We start from the raw sequence: 18,402 nt of genomic DNA, 5'->3' as shown, positions 1-18,402 counted from the left end.
GATGGAGTTAAATAAAGAATGTATGTATTGCATGAAGGATGAAAGACGAGACAATCTTATGATTGAAATATGTGAGTTGGAGGTTTCAACAGTCTTTCTTTTTAAAGAACAGACGTATACTGGGAGATGTAATGTAGTTTATAAAGATCATGTTAAAGAACTATTTCAGCTCAGTCATGATGAATTAGCGGTCTTTATGAAGGATGTAAAAAAGGTAGCTGCAGCGGTCGATCAGGCTTTCCAGCCAAACAAGATTAATTATGGAGCGTATGGTGATACATTACATCATCTACATATGCACATTGTGCCTAAGTATGAAGGAAGAGAAAATTGGGGGTCCACTTTCGAGATGAACCCAGGAAAAACATACTTAACAGAAGAAGAATACCATAACATGATCGAGACAATAAAAAGAGCTGTGGGCGATTATAACGTTTTTTAGTCCCACCAAAAATACCAAACCGAAGAATTGATAAGAGTTCCTGCTAGGGAATTTACTGTTCCAACCCCTTGCCAGACTATATCACCACAATATCCAAATTGTTCCCAAGCGAGTAATTCTGATTCTTCTTGTGACTTAGGAGGGTTTTCAACAAATAATTCCCATACATCTGTGGATACTAAAGCGGGAGTAGCTCCATATTTTTCGTACCAGTACTTGAATACTGCAACTTGCTCCTCTGGCATAGGACAATCATTAAACCCGCCCATTGGAACCCAAGCAGCTACTTCCCAAGGTTTATCCGTTGGAATCTTTGCGAAAATTATTTTCTTATTTATTACATCTTCAATGGACAGAAAATGGTCCATCTGTTCCTCTAAAGAAAACTCACCAGTGATATCATCGTCTTCCTCCATGGGCATGACCTCATCTAGCAGTCTCTTTAATAATTCTTTTACATCAATATCCTTCGCTTTGGCTATGATTGATTCTCGATCATCGTTCAAGTATTCTTTATCCGCATTGGTATCAACGATTTCTAACATCATCTCTGAAGGGATAATGATAAGTGGTGTATATCCTTCTTTTTTGCCCTCTATGAGAGCTTGATGATACCTCGTCATAACCCCTTTAACATCGTCCTCTTCAATAATCGAACAGTCACAATCCAATTTAGTAATTATTTCATCAATATAATCAATCTTTTCTTTTTTTTTCTTGAATTTATCAAATATTCCCACGTTCTTCATCTCCTACAGGCTTCGTTATTGGATAAAGATGATCATATTAATAAATTCAATAAAATATATTTATTTCCTCTTAGAAATTAATCAACCTAAAAAGGTGATACAGAAATTTGTATCACCTCTAATTATAGCTACCTTAAAACCGCTCTACTTATGATAAGGTTCCCCCGTAACAAGTCTATCGAAAAATTTTTATCCAAGTTAATTTAGCTCCTTAAAATTGGAACGGTATATGAATAAATCAAATACTAGTATCATATGTTTTTTCCGTGTTGCTTAATAGATTTCCGAAGAATTATCCCGTGGTTAGCAAAAGGGGAAGCCGCAAGCAATATCGTTCCTGTCGAAGGAATCAATTTTGAACCATGTAAACTTGTTTTTTCCTCTCCATATCATTCTTTTCTTCTCAAGTAATTGTTTCTCGGGTTACAAGATCTTAGGGGGGATTCACATTGAAAAAAACCTATTTACTTCTTTTTTCAATTATCATTTTTCTGGGATTTTTCTTTTTATCCTCCAATACCGATAAAGCGTACGCACATTCCGGAAGCTACGGCTTTGCTAAAATCGCGGCGGATGGAGATATTGTAAAAATTACTCTCCTGATTGATTCATTATCCATCGCCGAATTCCCGGGTGTGGATGCCAATCATGACGAGATAATCGATCAAGATGAATTGAAAAACGCCTACGACGAGGTGGTTCGTCCCTACATTGAAAAAGGATTGGCAGTAAAAAATAACGGCCGCGTTTTGTCAATGAGCCATGAACTTCAATCCGTCCCCCAACTGTCGATGATTCAAATCGATTTATTTTTTAAGGATTCTTCCAAAATCGGGACAGTGTCAATTCTATATAATTTGTTTTTTGACCGGTCCGAAAACAAACATACGAATGTTGCCACATTTAAAACGTTAGACGGAAAATCGTTCGAATATATATTTTCTAAAGATAAAAAGGAGTGGACAGGAACGTTTGGTGAAGCCCCGGGATTTTTGGACACGGCTTTTCAGTTTATACGGCTTGGAATCGAACATATTTTAACTGGGTACGACCATATGTTGTTTTTGCTGGCCCTTCTTTTGGTAAAAATGAAGTTTCGAAGTATAGCGGCCGTCGTCACCTCCTTTACTATTGCACACAGCATTACACTCATTCTAGCAGCTTTGGACGTCGTGTCCCTGTCTTCCCGGATTGTAGAAGCGACGATCGCCCTCAGCATTGTTTACGTGGCGCTGGAAAATCTTTGGTCACGGGATTATCAGCATCGCTGGGCGTTAACGTTTGCCTTTGGATTGATACACGGATTTGGTTTTGCCGGAGTGCTGCATGAAATTGGTTTGCCTAAAAATCACGAACTCACTGCGCTGCTTACCTTCAACCTTGGAGTTGAATTGGGTCAATTGCTCATCTTGGTCTGCCTCTACCCTCTGATTCGAAAAGTGGAAAATTTCCACTGGTGGCCAAGAGCTGTACAAACCGGTTCCGTCCTGGTGGGACTTGCCGGATTGTATTGGTTTGTGACGCGTGTTTTTACCTGAAATTTTTCCCCTTATAAATTAACTTAAAGTTTATGGGAATGTTATCTAAATTTAACAATTTCTCCTTATCCTAAAGTAGTAATCCACTAAAGGATTGGGAGGGGAGAACTGAGTGAGGGCATCTTTGAATTGGGACGCAGTGAAAAAAGCAATTCCTGCTATTGTTCTTACGACCACAATATCTGCGGGTTTTGTTTTGGCCAACGGAAATTCTGAATCTCCAGGCATACCCAAAAACACCGAGAATGATAAGAACCGTTTCATTCAAGTACAATTACTCGGCCTTAACGATTTGCATGGACAATTGGACAGGACCCGTAAATTTAACGGAAGGTATATGGGCAAAGTCGAATATCTAGCAGCCTATTTGAAGCAAAGGAAAGGGGAAAACAAAAACACTCTTTTGGTCCATGCAGGTGACATGGTTGGTGGCAGCGCACCCGTATCTTCGCTTTTGCAAGAGGAACCTACAATTGAAGTGTTGAACAAAATAGGCTTTCATTTGGGAACGTTAGGGAATCACGAATTCGATCGGGGTGTGAAAGAAATGATGCGCCTGATCCACGGTGGAACCAACCCGAAGGCCGGATACTTTGAAGGTGCTCAATTCCCTTATGTATGTGCCAACGTTATTGACGAAAAGACGGGTAAACTGATTCTCCCTCCCTATGAAATTAAAAAGTTTAATGGCATACCGATCGGATTTATTGGAGTTGTATTGAGCGATACCCCCAAGATTGCGAATGCGAGTGTATTAGTGGGAGTAAAGTTCACAGATGAAGTGAAAGCCATTAATAAAGCAGTGGCAGAACTCAAAAAACAAGGCATTAAAGCTATCGTCGTTCTTGCACACAATGGTGGCAGTCAGTCCGCCCTGACAGGTGCCGCTACCGGAGAAATCATTGATATTGCCAAAAAGGTAGACGATGAAGTAGACGTGATGTTTGGCGGTCATACTCACACATATCTAAACGCCAAAGTGGACGGAAAGCTGCTTGTTGAAGCTTATTCTTACGGAACAGCTTTCTCCGACGTCGACTTGGAGCTTGATCCGGCAACTAAAGAGATTGTGACCAAAAAAGCTGAGATTGTATACGTCTATCAGGACGCCATCAAACCGGACGAGGAAATTAAGCAAATGATGAAAATGTACGAGGCCAAGGTCGATCCCATCGTAAGTAAAGTAGTTGGAACGGCTGCAAATGACATTACGGGCATTAGGAACAAAAACGGTGAATCCGCTTTAGGAAATCTGATTGCCGATTCCCAACGAAAAGCCATGAAGTCTGACTTCGCTTTTATGAATCCTGCTGGAATCCGGGCCGATATCCAAGCTGGGGAGGTCAATTGGGGAGAGCTGTTCACCATTCTACCATTTAAAAATAATCTAGTTAAAGTGACTTTGACCGGCGACCAAATTCGCCGAGTCTTGAATCAGCAATGGCAGCCGAAGGGAATCGTGCGTATGCTGCAAATTTCCGGACTGAAATACACCTGGAGCGGAACTAAAGGTACGAAAAGAAAAGTCCTTGATATCCTCCGTGCTGACGGGACCCCAATTAACCCTGCTTCCAAATATACAGTTACGGTTACCAGCTACCTGGCTAATGGCGGTGACGATTTCACCGTTTTCCTTGAAGGGACAGACAAAGTGGACGGTCCGGTTGACATCGATGTCTTTGAAAATTATGTGAGGCAGCTGAAGCAGCCATTTACTTCTTTGATCGAAGAACGGGTCACGAAAATTAAATAACCCCGTGTTAAGAGACCTGTTCTACTTTTTCAACCGCTGGAAGCAGAAAATGAAATTCCCTGGAAGGGATATATGTTAAACGGCAAAAATATGATTCTATGACAATTGGACCGATTTATTCGGAACGGTGTTTTTTATTTGTTATCTCGACGGTTAAACTGGACTAATTTATTTAGGGAATTTACAAAGTCTTTAGAAACTTTTTGAGAGTTCTTAATCCTTGCCATTTGTTTATTTGCTAAAAAGTATTTCCAATCCCGGTAATCCACTTTTTCCCTTTCAAAATTTCACGATATAAAATTTTTTTATTTGTAACTATAACTATATTGCATTTTATTTATTTCCATTATTGCATTATCATAGGTTTGAGGAAATGAATAATTACTTCTTTAAATCCTAGAGTGCGGATTTCATCATGCTAAATCATCCTTGAGGTTAAACATAGCTAATGTATATTTAGCCAAATTTTAGACGTCTGTCGGTAGGACAGAAATGATTTATAAAACATTGGAGGAATTTTTATGTGGATTATCACTCGTTATTTAGATTCAAATATTTCCATGTTTGAATTTGAAACAGAAGAAGCAGCAAGAGAGGCTCTCAAAAACATGAAGGGCTGTAAAATTATTTCTGAAGTTGTATACTTCAATGATCCTTGTTTCCAGCAGGAAGCAGCTTAAGATATTTGCGTACTAATGAAGAATAGAAGGTTGAAAATGAGGCTAACTCTCCAGTGTCTAACTGAACAGTCAGCCCTCATTCACAATCTAGAATAGTACCTAATTTTACGACAAAGACCGAACGTTAAAATGAAAGGCCATTCCAAACACTTGTAGCGGAATGGCTTTTTATTTGTAAGTCATCTACTCGGTCAAAGGAAAAAACCTCATTTACTTATGATACTTTAGGAGGATGCCGTCCTGGTTGGGGATGGTGTCCCTTTTTTTGGGGGATTGTTTTGCCCGTCATAGAGGAAAGAATTCGGATGGGGTAATTACTACATCATTATGGGAACTTACTACAAGATTGTGGTCACTTACTACATAAGTATTGGGAATTACGACTAGATAGCGGCCACTTACTACATATTTAACGAAACTTATGACATTTACTGAAAAAATAAAAATCATCTCGAAATGCATTACGGGTGCACTTAAAAGAACATCAGGTATAATAGGTGCGGTGAACTGTATCGTAAGTTAATGAAGTTTTTATATTTCCTTTTAAACATATCTGGGGCCATATAAAATGGCCCCAGAAACATGTCTGATGTTAACTCACATTGGTTGTAATCGACTCACTTTTGTTATCGTTTTCATTAGAAAACGCATGTCTAACAGGTATGATTGCTAGGGCCGCTGCTGCGATTAAACCAGGGATGGCAAAGGCAATGAAATTTAAGTGAATCGGTAACGAAACAGATAACAGGAATCCGCCTAAAAGTGGTCCGAGCATACCACCAAGTCTTCCTATGCCAGATGCCATCCCTAATGCTGTCGATCTAATATTTGGAGGATAGTATTGTGACACATAGGCCTGGACTATATTTTGGGCACCGATGGTCGCAGCACCTGCAATGGCTACTAAGAGATAGATCAAAAATGAACTTCCGCCAAATCCGAGCAATGTCAACGCTACTGCCCCTGATGCATACATCGGAATGAGCATTTTTTTGGAGCCGTATTTATCACAAAGTCGTCCAATGATAAGCGTTCCGATAATGGCACCACCTTGAAGGGTAATGAGGAAGGTTAAGCTGGAATTAAGTCCATATCCTGCTTCAATCATCAACTTAGGAAGCCAAGTATTTAAACCGTAAACCATTAATAAACAGCTGAAAAAGGCGATCCAAAACATAACTGTACTTAATGCTCTTTTTTCTTTAAATAATCCAATAATCGGAACTTTTGTTTCTTGTAATTTTATTTCTACGATTTCATCATGTTTATTAAATTTTGATCCGGGGCTTACCTTAGTAAGTGCAGAGATCAATTTCTCCTTTTTGCCTGTCCGTATCAGGTAGCTTGCTGTTTCAGGTAGTTGCTTATACATAAAAGGCACCAGTAATAGAGGCAGACCTGCAAACCAAAAGATCGATTCCCAGCCGAACTTTGGCATTAAAAAGATTCCTAATAACGGAGCAAGGATTCCCCCAATCGAATAGCCGCATAATACGATGGAAACGATCATACTTCTCATGGTTTTAGGGGCATAATCTGTCAATAATGCGATGACATTTGGCATGATTCCTCCCAGTCCTAATCCTGCTAAAAAGCGAAAGGTTGAGAAAACAGTGGGTGTTTCTGCAAAGCCGCATAAGAAGGTAAAGAAACTAAACAACACTAAGGTAATTGCAATTACGTTTTTTCTTCCAATCCGGTCTGCGAGTGTTCCGAAAAGGATGGCACCGAACATCATCCCAAATAATCCATAGGTTCCGATGGCTCCTGCTTCAACAGGGGAAAGGTTCCATTTCTCTATTAAAGTTGGGACGACGGTTCCATAGACGACTAGATCATACCCGTCGAACGATATGATGAAGAAGCTCCATAGTAGTAAGCCTAGATGAAAACGGTTAAATTTACTGTTAGCAATAATCTCTGTCGAATTAATTGTTGCCAAATTTTCTCCCCCTTTTTTCAATTCAAACTTAATGAGAGCGCTTACGGTAATACAATTAAGCTCGTAAGCAACATATTCATTATAGATATAGTGAATATTGTTATCTAATTAGAGATTATAAAGGGTGGTTTCTCTATTTTCAATATAAAAATTATAATATTTAAAGTTTTTTGTAAATTTGACATTTTTAAAATGGTTAAATACACACAAAAAAAGCGGGGATTATCCCGCTTTGAGTTTAAAGATTAGAGAGTATAAATTTCAACTTTGAGAATTGTCCAGCTTCAGCGCCCTAGCGGCTAGTGTCCTTCGCTCTCCGCCCTACGATAAGTCAAGCACTAATGCGCCTTCGGCTCTTCGTGTTTCCTTTATCTCAGTTGGAGCGCTCCAGGCCATACGCCGCTGAACAGGGCGCTTGCGCTTTTCTTATTCCTCATTTGATAAAAATCCGAAACTACGGGATATTTCTTTGCTGGTTTGGATGAAAAATTGACTTAGTTCCTCTTCTTCATTACTTGGGATTAACTCGGAAAAACCAACGATCGTTACAGCTCCAAGGAATTTCTTTTTAAAATTAAAGACTGGGAACGAAACGGAGGACACGGATGATACCAGCGGCTCCCTTGCAAAAGCAATTTCTTTCTCCTGAATCAATCTGCGTTCTACTTCCAGTTGGCTAACCTTTTCTGGAGGACTTTGTTGCAATTCCCTCGCTTTCCACTCACGAATCGTTTGCTCATCCATGAAGGCCATAAATACTTTCCCGGCTGAGGAATAAATGGGAAGTATGGTCCCGATCTGAGCTCCAATATTATATCCTCGATTGGTGTTAATATCTTTAACGATCATTGGACCATTATGGGTCCAACTGGAATAAAGGACAGTGCTTGAACTCTTTTCGTTCAGCTCTTGTAAGTAAGGGGTGATCCGATCGATAACGTTTTCGTGATCGACTGCTGCCATTCCGTATTCAATTAACTTACTTCCCAGTACATAGGATCCGGTAGCTTTATCACGATAAAGGATTCCTAATTGTGTAAAGGTATTTAAGTATTTATAAAGATTACTTTTTGTAATCTGTGTTAGATCCTGAATATCGGTAAATTTTAATGGCCTTCCTTGTTGGGCCATTATATCTAGGATACCCATTCCGATTTGTAATGATTGAATGGTCGTTCCTTTTTTGGTGACTTCCATTGTGAACCTCCTTTAAACCCTCTTTATTATTTCCTATATTAGCATAGCGGTGAATCATATCCCACAGTTATTCATGACCAATGATACGTAGTAAAGAAATACATAATTAGGTGAACTTACTACATAATTTTTGGGACTTTAGACTAAAAAAAGAGGTGGAGGTCTTCACATATTTATAAAGTCGATTTAATAGGAGTATTTTTACATTTCTTTAATCTTATTTACTTAATCCTTACAAAATTTCCATTAATTCTTAATGATTGCTAGTTAAACTATAAATAGATAGAAAAAGCATTTATGAGGAGGAATATTTACATTATGGAAAATCAAGTATCTAAAGATGGCATGAATCGACGAGATTTCTTAAAAGCGGGAGGAATGAGCACACTTGCAATTACGCTTGGATCAACCGGAGTGTTAACACTCGGTTCAAAAGCATTTGCGGATACTACCAATAATCCAACCAGCGGTTTTGGTGGGTATGGTCCTTTGGTTCAGGATCCGAATGGAATTCTAGATCTTCCAAAGGGATTTCATTATAAGATTATTTCCGAAGAGGGCGGTCAGTTGACAAACGGCGGAAAAATCCCTGGAGCCTTTGATGGAATGGCAGCTTTTGAAGGACCTAACAATACAACCATTCTTGTTCGTAATCATGAATTGAGTCCAGGTGCAGCAAATCCGGTGATTGGAACCAAGCCTTATGATGCTGCAGCTGCAGGGGGGACAACTGCACTAGTTGTTAGCCCAAATCGAAACGTCATCAAAGAATATGTAACCTCTTCAGGTACCATTCGAAATTGTGCAGGAGGAGCGACACCTTGGGGTACGTGGCTGACTTGTGAAGAAACACGTTCGGCGACGCACGGATATGTATTCGAAGTGGACCCGCAGCAGCCTGAGAATGAAATGTCCAGAACTCCAATTAAGGAAATGGGACGCTTTTCTCATGAAGCCTGTGCGATTGATCCGGCGACAGGATATGTTTACTTGACTGAGGATGCATCTCCAAGCTATTTCTATCGTTTTATCCCAAATGATACCACCCAACAGCCGGGTGCCCTGCAAAAAGGCGGCAAGCTTTATGCGGCAGCGATTGAAGAGGTAGCTGGCCCATCAGCAAGCACATTTAAAACAGGACAAACCTTTAAGATTGTCTGGAAGGAACTAGATCCTCATTTATGCCGCGAGGATGCCAAGGCACAAGGCTGTATTGAATTCAAAAAATTAGAGGGAGCGTTCTTCCAAGCGGGTGTGTTTTGGTTCGATGACAGCTCTGCCGGCGAAAAAAATCTTGGACGCATTTACCGCTACATTCCAGGCACCAATACCTTGGAGCTTTTCTATGAGGCAACAGATGCAAAAGACATGGAATCTCCGGATAACATTGCTATGACTCCATGGGGCGACCTTTGGTTTGTGGAAGATGGAGCAGGTGACGATCGACTTATGGGAATTACACCTGAAGGCAAAATCTATCCTTTTGCTCACAATCGTCTCAATGGATCTGAAATGACAGGGCCTACCTTCTCGCCTGACGGAAACACGCTTTTTGTTAATATTCAAAGCCCAGGCAGAACCTTTGCCATCTGGGGTCCATTTGCACGCAGTAACTCTGCCCGTGCAAGGGAAATGTCTTACGCTGTTCCTTCGAAAAATTTTGCACCACAGGTTTCTAACAAGGTTGCCCAGTTTGCCGAGAGTCAAGGAATGTCGATTCTAGAAGCCGCAGCATTTGAGCGCCACGGCCTGAAGATTTAACCTTTATATGAATCTATAAAAAGATGTAAACCGGCCTCGTGACTGGTTTACATTTTTTCTTTTTGACTTATGTTGGTTGGTTCGTTGATGGTCTATTTCATAAAAAAAAGTCTTAGCACATGGACTAAGACTTCTTTTACATTTACGCAGCTAGATTCATTTGTAGTTTTCGCCGATACACGACCTTGGATAATAGAACGCTGCATTCATATAGGAAAATCAGGGGGATGATTACCAATATGTCTGATAGAAAATCCGGCGGGGTGATGAAGATTGCGATTAAAATTAGTACAAAATAGGCGTATTTTCGAATCTTTTGCAATCTATATGGGTTTAGCACTCCGACACTTGTTAGGAACATGATAATCACTGGAAGTTCGAATAAAAATCCAAATGGAAGCGTCATATGAATTAAAAACATAAAGTACTTTTCTGTAGTAAAAAAGGTCATAAACATTTCCTCTGACATGGAGAGGAGGAATTGAAATACCGTTGGAAAAATAACAAAATAGCCGAAGCAAATTCCGATAATAAATAGAAGGAATAGTGCTGGAATATAAGCCAGCGTTGCCTTACGTTCCGTTTCTTTCAATGCGGGACGGACAAACAGCCAAGTTTGATAGGCGGCCATTGGGATGGTTCCTGCAATGGCCACGACACTTGATAGGATCATATAGACCCATAAAATGTCGCTCGGTCCTAATATGGCCAGCTTCACTTCTAAGTCCTTCACTAGCCAGTGATAAATGTCCTGTACATAGATAAAGGATACAATGAAGAACAGGATAAAAGTTCCTAGTACGAAAATGAGACGTTTACGTAATTCCTCAAAATGACCAATCAGGGCCATATCGTGGTTTTTCATCTGGTCGGTCCTCCTTATGAAAAAGAAGATGCAAGCCTCCTTACATCTTCCTAAAAAATGATTCGGATTAAATGGCTTTGTCCTCCTTTTTGAGCTGTGCTTTTGCCGGCTCTTCATCGGAAACTAAATCTCTTGTTGATTTTTTGAATTCCTTTAATGTGGAGCCAACCGCGCGGCCTAATTCCGGTAATTTTGAAGGGCCGAAAATGATTAAGGCGATTACAAGAATAAGAATCAAACCAGGAATCCCAATATTTTGTAGCATTTAAAATTTCCTCCTCTTATATGGCTGTATACCTAAGAATAAAGCGCATAGTGGATTTTCATCTCCATCTATGATTATAGGTTACTACCATCACTATGTTAATTAAGTGAGTGTAAAGAATTGTAAATAAACTATTAATTGTTTTAATTGTCTGTAAATATGTTCGGAGGCTGACAAAAGGGCATGCTTGGAATATGAGGGAATATTAAGGAAATAATAAGTGTATATTCAGCTTTTTTAAGGAGTTTTCATTAATGAGTTTCATTAAGGAGAATACATCTTTATCTAATGAACTTGGAAAAATTTCTGATGATATTGATAAAAATATAAGGACTTTACAAGAGTATTTTTGCCATACAGACGATCTAATGAAAAAAGAACTACGATTTCATAACCAGAAGTGTGTCATTCTTTATCTTGAATCGTTGGTGAAGAAAGAACTTCTCCAATCTTCTATTATAGAGCCTATTATAGAAATGCAAGCGGGTGAAATTGAAAAAACCGTCCATGCCGCAGAAATCAAACAGACTTCGATGATTTTAGAAGCAGGGAAACAATTATTAGATGGGGCCTGTATGATTCTGATAGAAAACGATCCGCAAGCCTATTTGGCTTCAGTGGGAGGAATTGAAGGAAGGTCTCTTCAAGAACCAAATAACGAGCGGAGTATTAAAAGTGCTCATGACGGATTTGTAGAAAGTTTTAGTTCGAATCTGCAACTTTTAAGAAAAAGAATTAAAAGCCCGCAGTTAAAGGTGAAATATTTTACGATTGGCAACCTTTCGAATACGAAAGTGGGCATGGTATATCTAGATAAACTTGCGAATAAAGAGCTGATTGACGAAGTGGAGCGGAGATTAACTTCCGTTGAAATGGATCAGCTTTATTTAACAGGTGATGTAGAGGAGCTGATTGAAGATCATCCCTTTTCTCCTTTTCCACAAATTTTAGCTACAGAACGACCAGACAGAGCCGTGTCCTATCTAACTGAAGGGAAAATTACAATCATTGTGGATGGAAATCCCCGTGTGTTAGTCGTTCCGATTACTTTTTTTGCCTTTTATCAAGCACCTGATGACTATAATAGCAGATGGCTGATTGGTTCTTTCTTTCGCATCACTCGCCTCTTTAGCTTTATTATCGCGATTAGCCTGCCTGCTATCTACATCGCCATCGTTTCGTTCCATTCAGAGGTCCTTCCGATTGGAATTCTATACTCCATCAGGACTTCATTAGAGTATGTTCCATTCCCTCCCTTTGTGGAGGCGTTAACGATGCAAATCATTTTGGAACTATTAAAAGAAGCTTCGATTCGGCTGCCTTCACCTATCGCTCAAACTATTGGTATTGTAGGGGGATTAGTCATTGGGACAGCGGTCGTAGATGCACATATTGTGTCGAATATGATGATCGTGGTGATCGGAATTACAGCCATTGCCTCCTTTGTCGCACCGATAAATGAAATGGGGACGAGTGCAAGGTTATTAGGATTTCCAACGATGCTGGCGGCATCACTGCTTGGATTTTTTGGGATTGTATTCGTGCTTATGTTGATCTTTATGCATTTAAGTAAATTAGATTCTTTTGGAACGCCATATTTTGCACCCTTAGCACCATTTAAGAAAGAAGATTTAAAGGATTCATTCATCAGGCTTCCTTTCTGGAAATTAACAACTCGTCCGACTGACGCAAGGCCAGCCTATGCAAAACAATTAGGGCGAACAAGGACGTGGAAAAAGAAATGACGAATAACATTACAAAATTTCAGCTGTTTTTTATGTTAATTCAAACTCAAATTGGTATCGGTCTTATATCATTGCCACATGATGTTCAAAAGAGTGCAAAAGGTGACGGATGGATCTCTACACTGATTGCAGGGGTGGCTGTTCAAGCTATGCTGGTCATCTATTGGAAATTACTAAGACGGTTTCCTTCGCTCATTTATACAGAAATTACTCAAAAGATTCTTGGCGTTTTTTTAGGGAAATTGCTTAACATTATCATTTATATGAATTTCATCCTTGTCGGAGGTTTAGTAACGATATTATGTATTAAACTTATTAATTCATGGTTATTGCCGCTAACACCTGGATGGATCATCTCGTTACTGCTCCTGACCGCTTGTGTTTATTTAGCGATCAGCGATTTAAAAATGATAGCAAGATTCTTTGTCCTGGCCTCTTCCTTAATCCTGTTATTATGGTTTACTTCTATTTTAAGCTGGCCTGCTCCTAAAGAGATTCAATACATCCTTCCCATTGGAAGTTCGGGAATCAAGAATATTTTCATGGGAAGTAAGGATTCACTTCTTGCGATGCTAGGATTTGAAGGGATGTTATTTTTCTTCCCCTTCATTATTGATAATAAAAAAGGAGTATTAAAGACGATATCCATGGCCAATCTCTTTCTCACTCTTTTTTACACCTACTTTATCTTTATCACTCTCATCACTTTTAGTACAGAACAGTTGGCTCAAATGAGAGAACCAATTTTAAGTTTACTTAGAGGTATCTCTTATAAAATGGTCGATCGCGTGGATCTCATTTTCCTTTCAATATGGATTGTTCCAATGACCACATCCATCATTAGTTATTTATATTTTGCGAGCAGGAGTATGAATGCAAAAAAGAAACATTATCCAAAGTTCGTGTTATTGAATGGATTCATTCTTTTTTTGATTACCTTGATACCTAACGATGACGCCTTCATTACTCTATTTAACAAATATGTTTCGTATTTAAGTTATGTGGTCGTATTTTTGATCCCCACTTTGTTATTAATCCTTTCGTTTCTATTGAAAAAGCATGAAATGAGTGAATCCACATGAGAAAAAAATCGCTCATGATTTTAATTATAGTCCCCATCCTATTGACTGGCTGTTGGGACCAGCGACTTCTCGTGAATCGAACACTTGTGAACGGAATTAGTTTCGACCTAACGGAAGAAGGGAAAATTGCTGCATCGGTTCGAACATTAAACATAAAAAGTATGGGAGGAGGTATATTTGAATTACATGATGAATTAGTAGAAGCTGAAAAACCAACAGTTGTTGGGTTAGGTTTAGATATGGACAGCAAAATTTCGGGTGAGATCGATGCAAGTAAAGCGCATGTTGTAATCATTGGTGAAGAACTAGCGGAAAAAGGGATTCATCAATTCATAGAGTTTTTTTATCGGAATAGAGATTCTTTTGTATCTTCCAAAATTGTCATCAGTAAAGGGAAAGCGAAAGAGATTCTCTCAATGGAAAAAGAAAAAAGCCCCATTGCCTTCGTCATCCTGCAAATACTACAGGGTGCTGAAGTGGATACGGTCATACCGGAAAAATCGACCTTTACGGTTTGGAATAATATAGTAGATCCGGGTAAAGATATGATATTACCTTATCTTGAAAGAGTAGAGTCCGATAAAGTGCAAGTGGCTGGAGTGGCCTTATTTAACGGTGATCACTATACAGGTACAACCTTACCAAAAGAGAAAAGCGGTTTACTCCTGTCTTTAATGAATCAATTTAGTAAGACGAACAGAATGGCATTAATCCTAGGTCCAAAAAGCAATAGACAATCCATTTCTTTTTCAACTAGAGGAGTGAGACGAAACCTAGAAGTCCAGGTGGATAAGGATGATAACATAACGTGCAAAATAGATCTCAAGCTGAATATTGAAGTCATAAGCTATCCTCAAGATTTTAAAAATCCACTTAATATAAAAAAGATAAATCAAGACCTGTCTGATGAATTGACCAAACAAGCGAAGGAAATCACCAATACATTACTAAAGGCCCATTGTGATGCGTTGGGAATTGGCCGGCAAATTTCAAGCTTTCACCCTCAATTATGGAATAAAATCCATTGGGACGAAGAATATAAAAATGTTCAATTTGAACCGAAAGTAAAGGTAAACATCGTAAAAACGGGGAATGTTTTTTAGACTTTAACACTTGTGGGCAATCGAATAATTTAATAAAGTTAATGTACAAAAAAACTGCAACCACTTGGTACATAAAGGGATTGCAGTTTTTTGTACATAAATTGAGATCCTCAGGATAGCCTGGTTTTGGCCATGTTAGTTTAATATTTCTACCTTTAATTGTTTTACTCCAAAATTGATTGCATCTTGTTCAGAAGGAATAAAGACATCAATTCGATTTCCTTTAATGGCTCCACCAGTATCCCCAGCGATTGCTTCACCATAGCCTTCTACATACACTTTACTGCCAAGCGGAATAACAGCCGGGTCAACTGCGATGACCTTTGCATTTGGGTTTGCTTTAAGGTTAATTCCAGTAGCCGTAGTGCCGGAACATCCCTCACACGAAGCCGTATAGGCTGTAGCTTTCACAGTAATTTCCTTTGAACTTGAATTACTGGTTGATGCTGCTTCTACCGCGGGTGCACTTTCCTTTGGTGCTTGCGCTGCAGGGGTTACAGCTTCTACAGCAGGTGCACTTTTCTTTAGTGCTTGTGTAACAGGGTTCATTGGTTTTTCTGTTACAACCTTAGTAGTAGTAGTATTTAAACCTTCATAGATTAATAGATTTAATCCAGGATGGATAAGATCGGTAGTTAATTTGTTCCACTCTTTAATTTGCGGAACAGTTACTTGATGATCCATGGATATATCCCATAATGTGTCACCTTTTTTAACAGTATAATGTTTTTCTGGTGCAATGGTTAGTACATCTCCAGGGTGAATAAGGTCCGTAGTAAGATGATTCAACTTTTGTATATTTTCTAAAGATGTATTATTTGCGCGTGATAGATCCCAAAGGGTATCCCCTTTTTGTACTGTTACTGTTGCAGCTTGTACATTAGCACTTACAGTTACTGAGAGTACAGCAACTGCTATTATTGATATAATTCTTTTAAGCATTCTTTTACCCTCCATGTTCTTTGGTTGCTAAGTTTTTATCATCGTAACATGGATTTTTCTGAAACAAAGAACAGGGAGATGTTAAATCCTTTACGCGCATGGCATTTATATTGCAATAATATTACTGAAACGAACGAATAATCAGAAAATAGTATCTTTCTAAAGTGCCTTTCAAACCAAAAATCCCAGTAGTATGCCACTCTGAGGAGGAGTGAGTTTTAAGTAAAAAATTGCCCCTTTAACAGTTACGGTGAACCGTACCACAAGTATATGAGGCTTTTGAACTCTTAAAAAATAATTAGAGTCCAGGTGTTTGAGTGATTAAATTGAGTTCCTGTTATTTATATTTCTTTAAATAGCACGATTCAATCTCCTTCATTCCCTGGCATTCTCTTCCTTAAAAGAATTGTTTCTAGATTCATTAAAAAGCTGTAATATACAAAGATATGAATCATATTTGTATATTACAGCACTATTTTTGGCCATTAAGTTATTAACACACTATTTAGGAATAATGGATAAACAAGACATGTTGTAATCACTGCAAAAAAATTATGGCAATTTCGCCAAAGAAAGGGTAAGCAATCATTATATGTCAAAACGTAAAAATCCCATCGTGAAACCACTTATTATGTCAATCCTTTCTTTCCTTATTATCCTAGTTGTTGTTATTTATGCTTTTGATAAAGACAGGGGTGTGAAACAGTCAACAAAGGTAAACTCTAAACCACCCCAAACCTCAACCGATGGTCCAACAGAATCAGTTGAAGACAAAAATAAGCAACTACATGCCTATAGTAGGGAAATCTTTTCACTTTCAAAAGAAGGAAAAGTGGTCAACATCCCTTTCATTTCAGGTAAGACAAATATTAAGGAAGTACATAATGAATGGGGAAAACCGAACCAAACAACGGAAACGGCAAGTGGAAGATACGAAGAATATGAGGATCGAAATGTCGTCATAGGATATCTGGGTGAAGTTATCTCGGATATCAGGTCATATGATCCTGAATTACAAAAAATCCCGCAAAGTGAAATCAAACTGACGTGCGGAAAACCAGATGAGATTAGGTCCTACAAAGATGATACTCATGACCAAATCATTCTTGTATATCAGGTCACCCCTTTAACAGAGTTAAAGTGGATCTTACCAAAACCAACCGATCAGGAGCCGAATCCAAAAGTGGACCATATTTCAGTCTATACACAAGTAAAAAATCAAGAGGGTCAACCCAACCAACAAAAAAGCATATCGGACATGATATCAGGTATGAGTTTAGATGAGAAAATTGGGCAAATGATCATCGCAGGTATTTCCGGCACAACCATGGATACAAATACAAAAAATTTACTAACGAAATACAAGGTTGGCGGGATTATTTTTTACCAGAACAATTTAGTAAACCCAACGCAAGCAGTTCAGTTTGTGAATCAAATGAAATCTGAAAGTGATCCGAATTTGCCGCTTCTATTAGGAGTGGATCAAGAAGGCGGCCGTGTAACCAGGCTTCCCAGCGGTTTGGTTAATTTTCCAACAAATAAAGAAATTGGTTCCATAAATAATTCTCAGTTTTCCTATAATGTCGGGACGATTTTAGGGAAGGAGTTAAAAGGATTTGGTTTCAATCTTGATTTTGCTCCTGTTCTTGACATCAACAGTAATCCCAAAAACCCGGTTATCGGGGATCGATCATTCGGGAATAATCCGGAAGTTGTTAGTAAGCTTGGTATTCAAACCTTTAAAGGTATACAGTCGCAAAAAATTATCCCAACCATTAAGCATTTTCCGGGTCATGGAGATACGTCTGTAGATTCCCATCTGGAGCTGCCAATTGTCAATAAAAGCCTTGCGCAACTAAAAGAATTCGAATTAATCCCGTTTGAGCAGGCAATCAATAGCGGGGCTGATGTGGTGATGGTTGCCCATATCTTACTGCCCAAACTGGATGCTGCTTTTCCATCTTCCATGTCCAAAAATATCATAACAGGGATCTTGAGAGAACAGCTGGACTATAGCGGTGTTGTCATAACGGATGACATGACCATGGAGGCGATTATTGACCATTATTCGATTGGCAAGGCTTCCGTTGAATCAGTCAAGGCCGGCAGCGATATTATTTTAGTGGGACATGATTATAACAAAATAGTGGAAACCATTTCTTCTTTAAAGACCGCTGTCCAAAAAGGGGAAATTTCTGAACAAAGAATCAATGTTAGTGTCAGTAGAATTTTGAAGTTAAAAAAGAAATATGGAATAAATAATGCGAAAGTGAAAAATGTGAATATAGAGGAATTAAACCAATCGATAAATAAACTCCTGGATGAGTATTCAAAATAA

15 protein-coding genes are annotated in these 18,402 nt (G+C 38.8%); 9 read left to right on the top strand and 6 right to left on the bottom strand.

Annotated features, from left to right (window positions below; genetic code table 11):
• Position 1: 1 nt before the first annotated feature.
• The gene (locus AB7942_RS25070; protein WP_369448962.1) at positions 2-442 is read left to right on the top strand and encodes an HIT family protein; all 441 of its coding nucleotides are present in this window, start codon (positions 2-4) and stop codon (positions 440-442) included.
• Here AB7942_RS25070 and AB7942_RS25065 read toward each other — a convergent pair.
• Positions 439-1,182, bottom strand: coding sequence for a DUF4253 domain-containing protein (locus AB7942_RS25065; RefSeq protein WP_369448961.1), 744 nt, complete (start codon positions 1,180-1,182; stop codon positions 439-441). The two genes, AB7942_RS25070 and AB7942_RS25065, sit on opposite strands and share 4 nt — an antisense overlap.
• A gap of 458 nt (positions 1,183-1,640) precedes the next feature.
• Between AB7942_RS25065 and AB7942_RS25060 the strand changes: the two genes are divergently transcribed.
• The 3 genes from AB7942_RS25060 (at position 1,641) to AB7942_RS25050 (ending at position 5,162) form a co-directional block, all read left to right on the top strand.
• Positions 1,641-2,729, top strand: a complete 1,089-nt coding sequence (locus tag AB7942_RS25060) for a HupE/UreJ family protein (RefSeq protein WP_369448960.1) — start codon at positions 1,641-1,643, stop codon at positions 2,727-2,729.
• A 112-nt stretch (positions 2,730-2,841) separates the two neighbouring features.
• A complete protein-coding gene (locus tag AB7942_RS25055) occupies positions 2,842-4,482 on the top strand; it encodes a bifunctional metallophosphatase/5'-nucleotidase (RefSeq protein WP_369448959.1) in 1,641 nt (546 codons plus the stop codon).
• A 521-nt stretch (positions 4,483-5,003) separates the two neighbouring features.
• Positions 5,004-5,162: a hypothetical protein gene (locus tag AB7942_RS25050; protein ID WP_335439284.1), complete on the top strand. Its 159-nt coding sequence runs from the start codon at positions 5,004-5,006 to the stop codon at positions 5,160-5,162.
• A gap of 592 nt (positions 5,163-5,754) precedes the next feature.
• Here the strand turns inward: AB7942_RS25050 and AB7942_RS25045 are convergent.
• Together AB7942_RS25045 and AB7942_RS25040 are read right to left on the bottom strand one after the other, a co-directional pair.
• A complete protein-coding gene (locus tag AB7942_RS25045) occupies positions 5,755-7,104 on the bottom strand; it encodes an MFS transporter (RefSeq protein ID WP_369448958.1) in 1,350 nt (449 codons plus the stop codon).
• Between the two features lie 426 nt (positions 7,105-7,530).
• Positions 7,531-8,301 carry an IclR family transcriptional regulator gene (locus AB7942_RS25040; RefSeq protein ID WP_369448957.1) on the bottom strand — a complete coding sequence of 257 codons (771 nt, stop codon included), beginning with the start codon at positions 8,299-8,301 and terminating at the stop codon, positions 7,531-7,533.
• Positions 8,302-8,619: 318 nt separating this feature from the next.
• Here AB7942_RS25040 and AB7942_RS25035 point away from each other — a divergent pair, with 318 nt between their 5' ends.
• Entirely contained in the window at positions 8,620-10,062 is a 1,443-nt protein-coding gene (locus tag AB7942_RS25035) for an alkaline phosphatase PhoX (protein ID WP_369448956.1), read from the top strand.
• 142 nt (positions 10,063-10,204) lie between these two features.
• Here the strand turns inward: AB7942_RS25035 and tatC are convergent, their stop codons facing one another.
• Together tatC and tatA are read right to left on the bottom strand one after the other, a co-directional pair.
• Positions 10,205-10,927 carry a twin-arginine translocase subunit TatC gene (gene tatC, locus AB7942_RS25030; protein WP_335439144.1) on the bottom strand — a complete coding sequence of 241 codons (723 nt, stop codon included), beginning with the start codon at positions 10,925-10,927 and terminating at the stop codon, positions 10,205-10,207.
• Positions 10,928-10,994: 67 nt separating this feature from the next.
• Positions 10,995-11,192 carry a twin-arginine translocase TatA/TatE family subunit gene (gene tatA, locus AB7942_RS25025; protein ID WP_088089927.1) on the bottom strand — a complete coding sequence of 66 codons (198 nt, stop codon included), beginning with the start codon at positions 11,190-11,192 and terminating at the stop codon, positions 10,995-10,997.
• A gap of 254 nt (positions 11,193-11,446) precedes the next feature.
• Between tatA and AB7942_RS25020 the strand changes: the two genes are divergently transcribed.
• The 3 genes from AB7942_RS25020 to AB7942_RS25010 are packed head-to-tail and all read left to right on the top strand — an operon-like array spanning position 11,447 to position 15,122.
• Entirely contained in the window at positions 11,447-12,937 is a 1,491-nt protein-coding gene (locus tag AB7942_RS25020) for a spore germination protein (protein ID WP_369448955.1), read from the top strand.
• The gene (locus AB7942_RS25015; RefSeq protein ID WP_369448954.1) at positions 12,922-14,019 is read left to right on the top strand and encodes a GerAB/ArcD/ProY family transporter; all 1,098 of its coding nucleotides are present in this window, start codon (positions 12,922-12,924) and stop codon (positions 14,017-14,019) included. Before AB7942_RS25020 ends, AB7942_RS25015 begins: the two co-directional genes overlap by 16 nt.
• Complete coding sequence (locus AB7942_RS25010; protein ID WP_369448953.1) at positions 14,016-15,122, top strand: Ger(x)C family spore germination protein; 1,107 nt, start codon at positions 14,016-14,018, stop codon at positions 15,120-15,122. The genes AB7942_RS25015 and AB7942_RS25010 overlap by 4 nt, the downstream gene beginning before the upstream one ends.
• 135 nt (positions 15,123-15,257) lie before the next feature.
• Here AB7942_RS25010 and AB7942_RS25005 read toward each other — a convergent pair whose 3' ends face one another.
• Complete coding sequence (locus AB7942_RS25005) at positions 15,258-16,064, bottom strand: 3D domain-containing protein (RefSeq protein WP_369448952.1); 807 nt, start codon at positions 16,062-16,064, stop codon at positions 15,258-15,260.
• A 592-nt stretch (positions 16,065-16,656) separates the two neighbouring features.
• Between AB7942_RS25005 and nagZ the strand changes: the two genes are divergently transcribed.
• A complete protein-coding gene (gene nagZ / locus AB7942_RS25000) occupies positions 16,657-18,402 on the top strand; it encodes a beta-N-acetylhexosaminidase (protein ID WP_369448951.1) in 1,746 nt (581 codons plus the stop codon).

The organism is Neobacillus sp. BF23-41, assembly GCF_041106275.1.
Note: the sequence above shows the minus strand (reverse complement) of the source record. Positions and strands in the feature narration are given on the sequence as shown.

What these genes read in the sequence shown, in the direction of transcription:
- AB7942_RS25070 (WP_369448962.1), top strand. Translation starts at nt 2, where the DNA reads ATGGAGTTAAATAAAGAATGTATGTATTGCATGAAGGATGAAAGACGA.
- AB7942_RS25050 (WP_335439284.1), top strand. Translation starts at nt 5,004, where the DNA reads ATGTGGATTATCACTCGTTATTTAGATTCAAATATTTCCATGTTTGAA.
- AB7942_RS25040 (WP_369448957.1), bottom strand. Translation starts at nt 8,301, where the DNA reads ATGGAAGTCACCAAAAAAGGAACGACCATTCAATCATTACAAATCGGA.
- AB7942_RS25035 (WP_369448956.1), top strand. Translation starts at nt 8,620, where the DNA reads ATGGAAAATCAAGTATCTAAAGATGGCATGAATCGACGAGATTTCTTA.
- tatC (WP_335439144.1), bottom strand. Translation starts at nt 10,927, where the DNA reads ATGAAAAACCACGATATGGCCCTGATTGGTCATTTTGAGGAATTACGT.
- tatA (WP_088089927.1), bottom strand. Translation starts at nt 11,192, where the DNA reads ATGCTACAAAATATTGGGATTCCTGGTTTGATTCTTATTCTTGTAATC.
- AB7942_RS25020 (WP_369448955.1), top strand. Translation starts at nt 11,447, where the DNA reads ATGAGTTTCATTAAGGAGAATACATCTTTATCTAATGAACTTGGAAAA.
- AB7942_RS25010 (WP_369448953.1), top strand. Translation starts at nt 14,016, where the DNA reads ATGAGAAAAAAATCGCTCATGATTTTAATTATAGTCCCCATCCTATTG.
- AB7942_RS25005 (WP_369448952.1), bottom strand. Translation starts at nt 16,064, where the DNA reads ATGCTTAAAAGAATTATATCAATAATAGCAGTTGCTGTACTCTCAGTA.
- nagZ (WP_369448951.1), top strand. Translation starts at nt 16,657, where the DNA reads ATGTCAAAACGTAAAAATCCCATCGTGAAACCACTTATTATGTCAATC.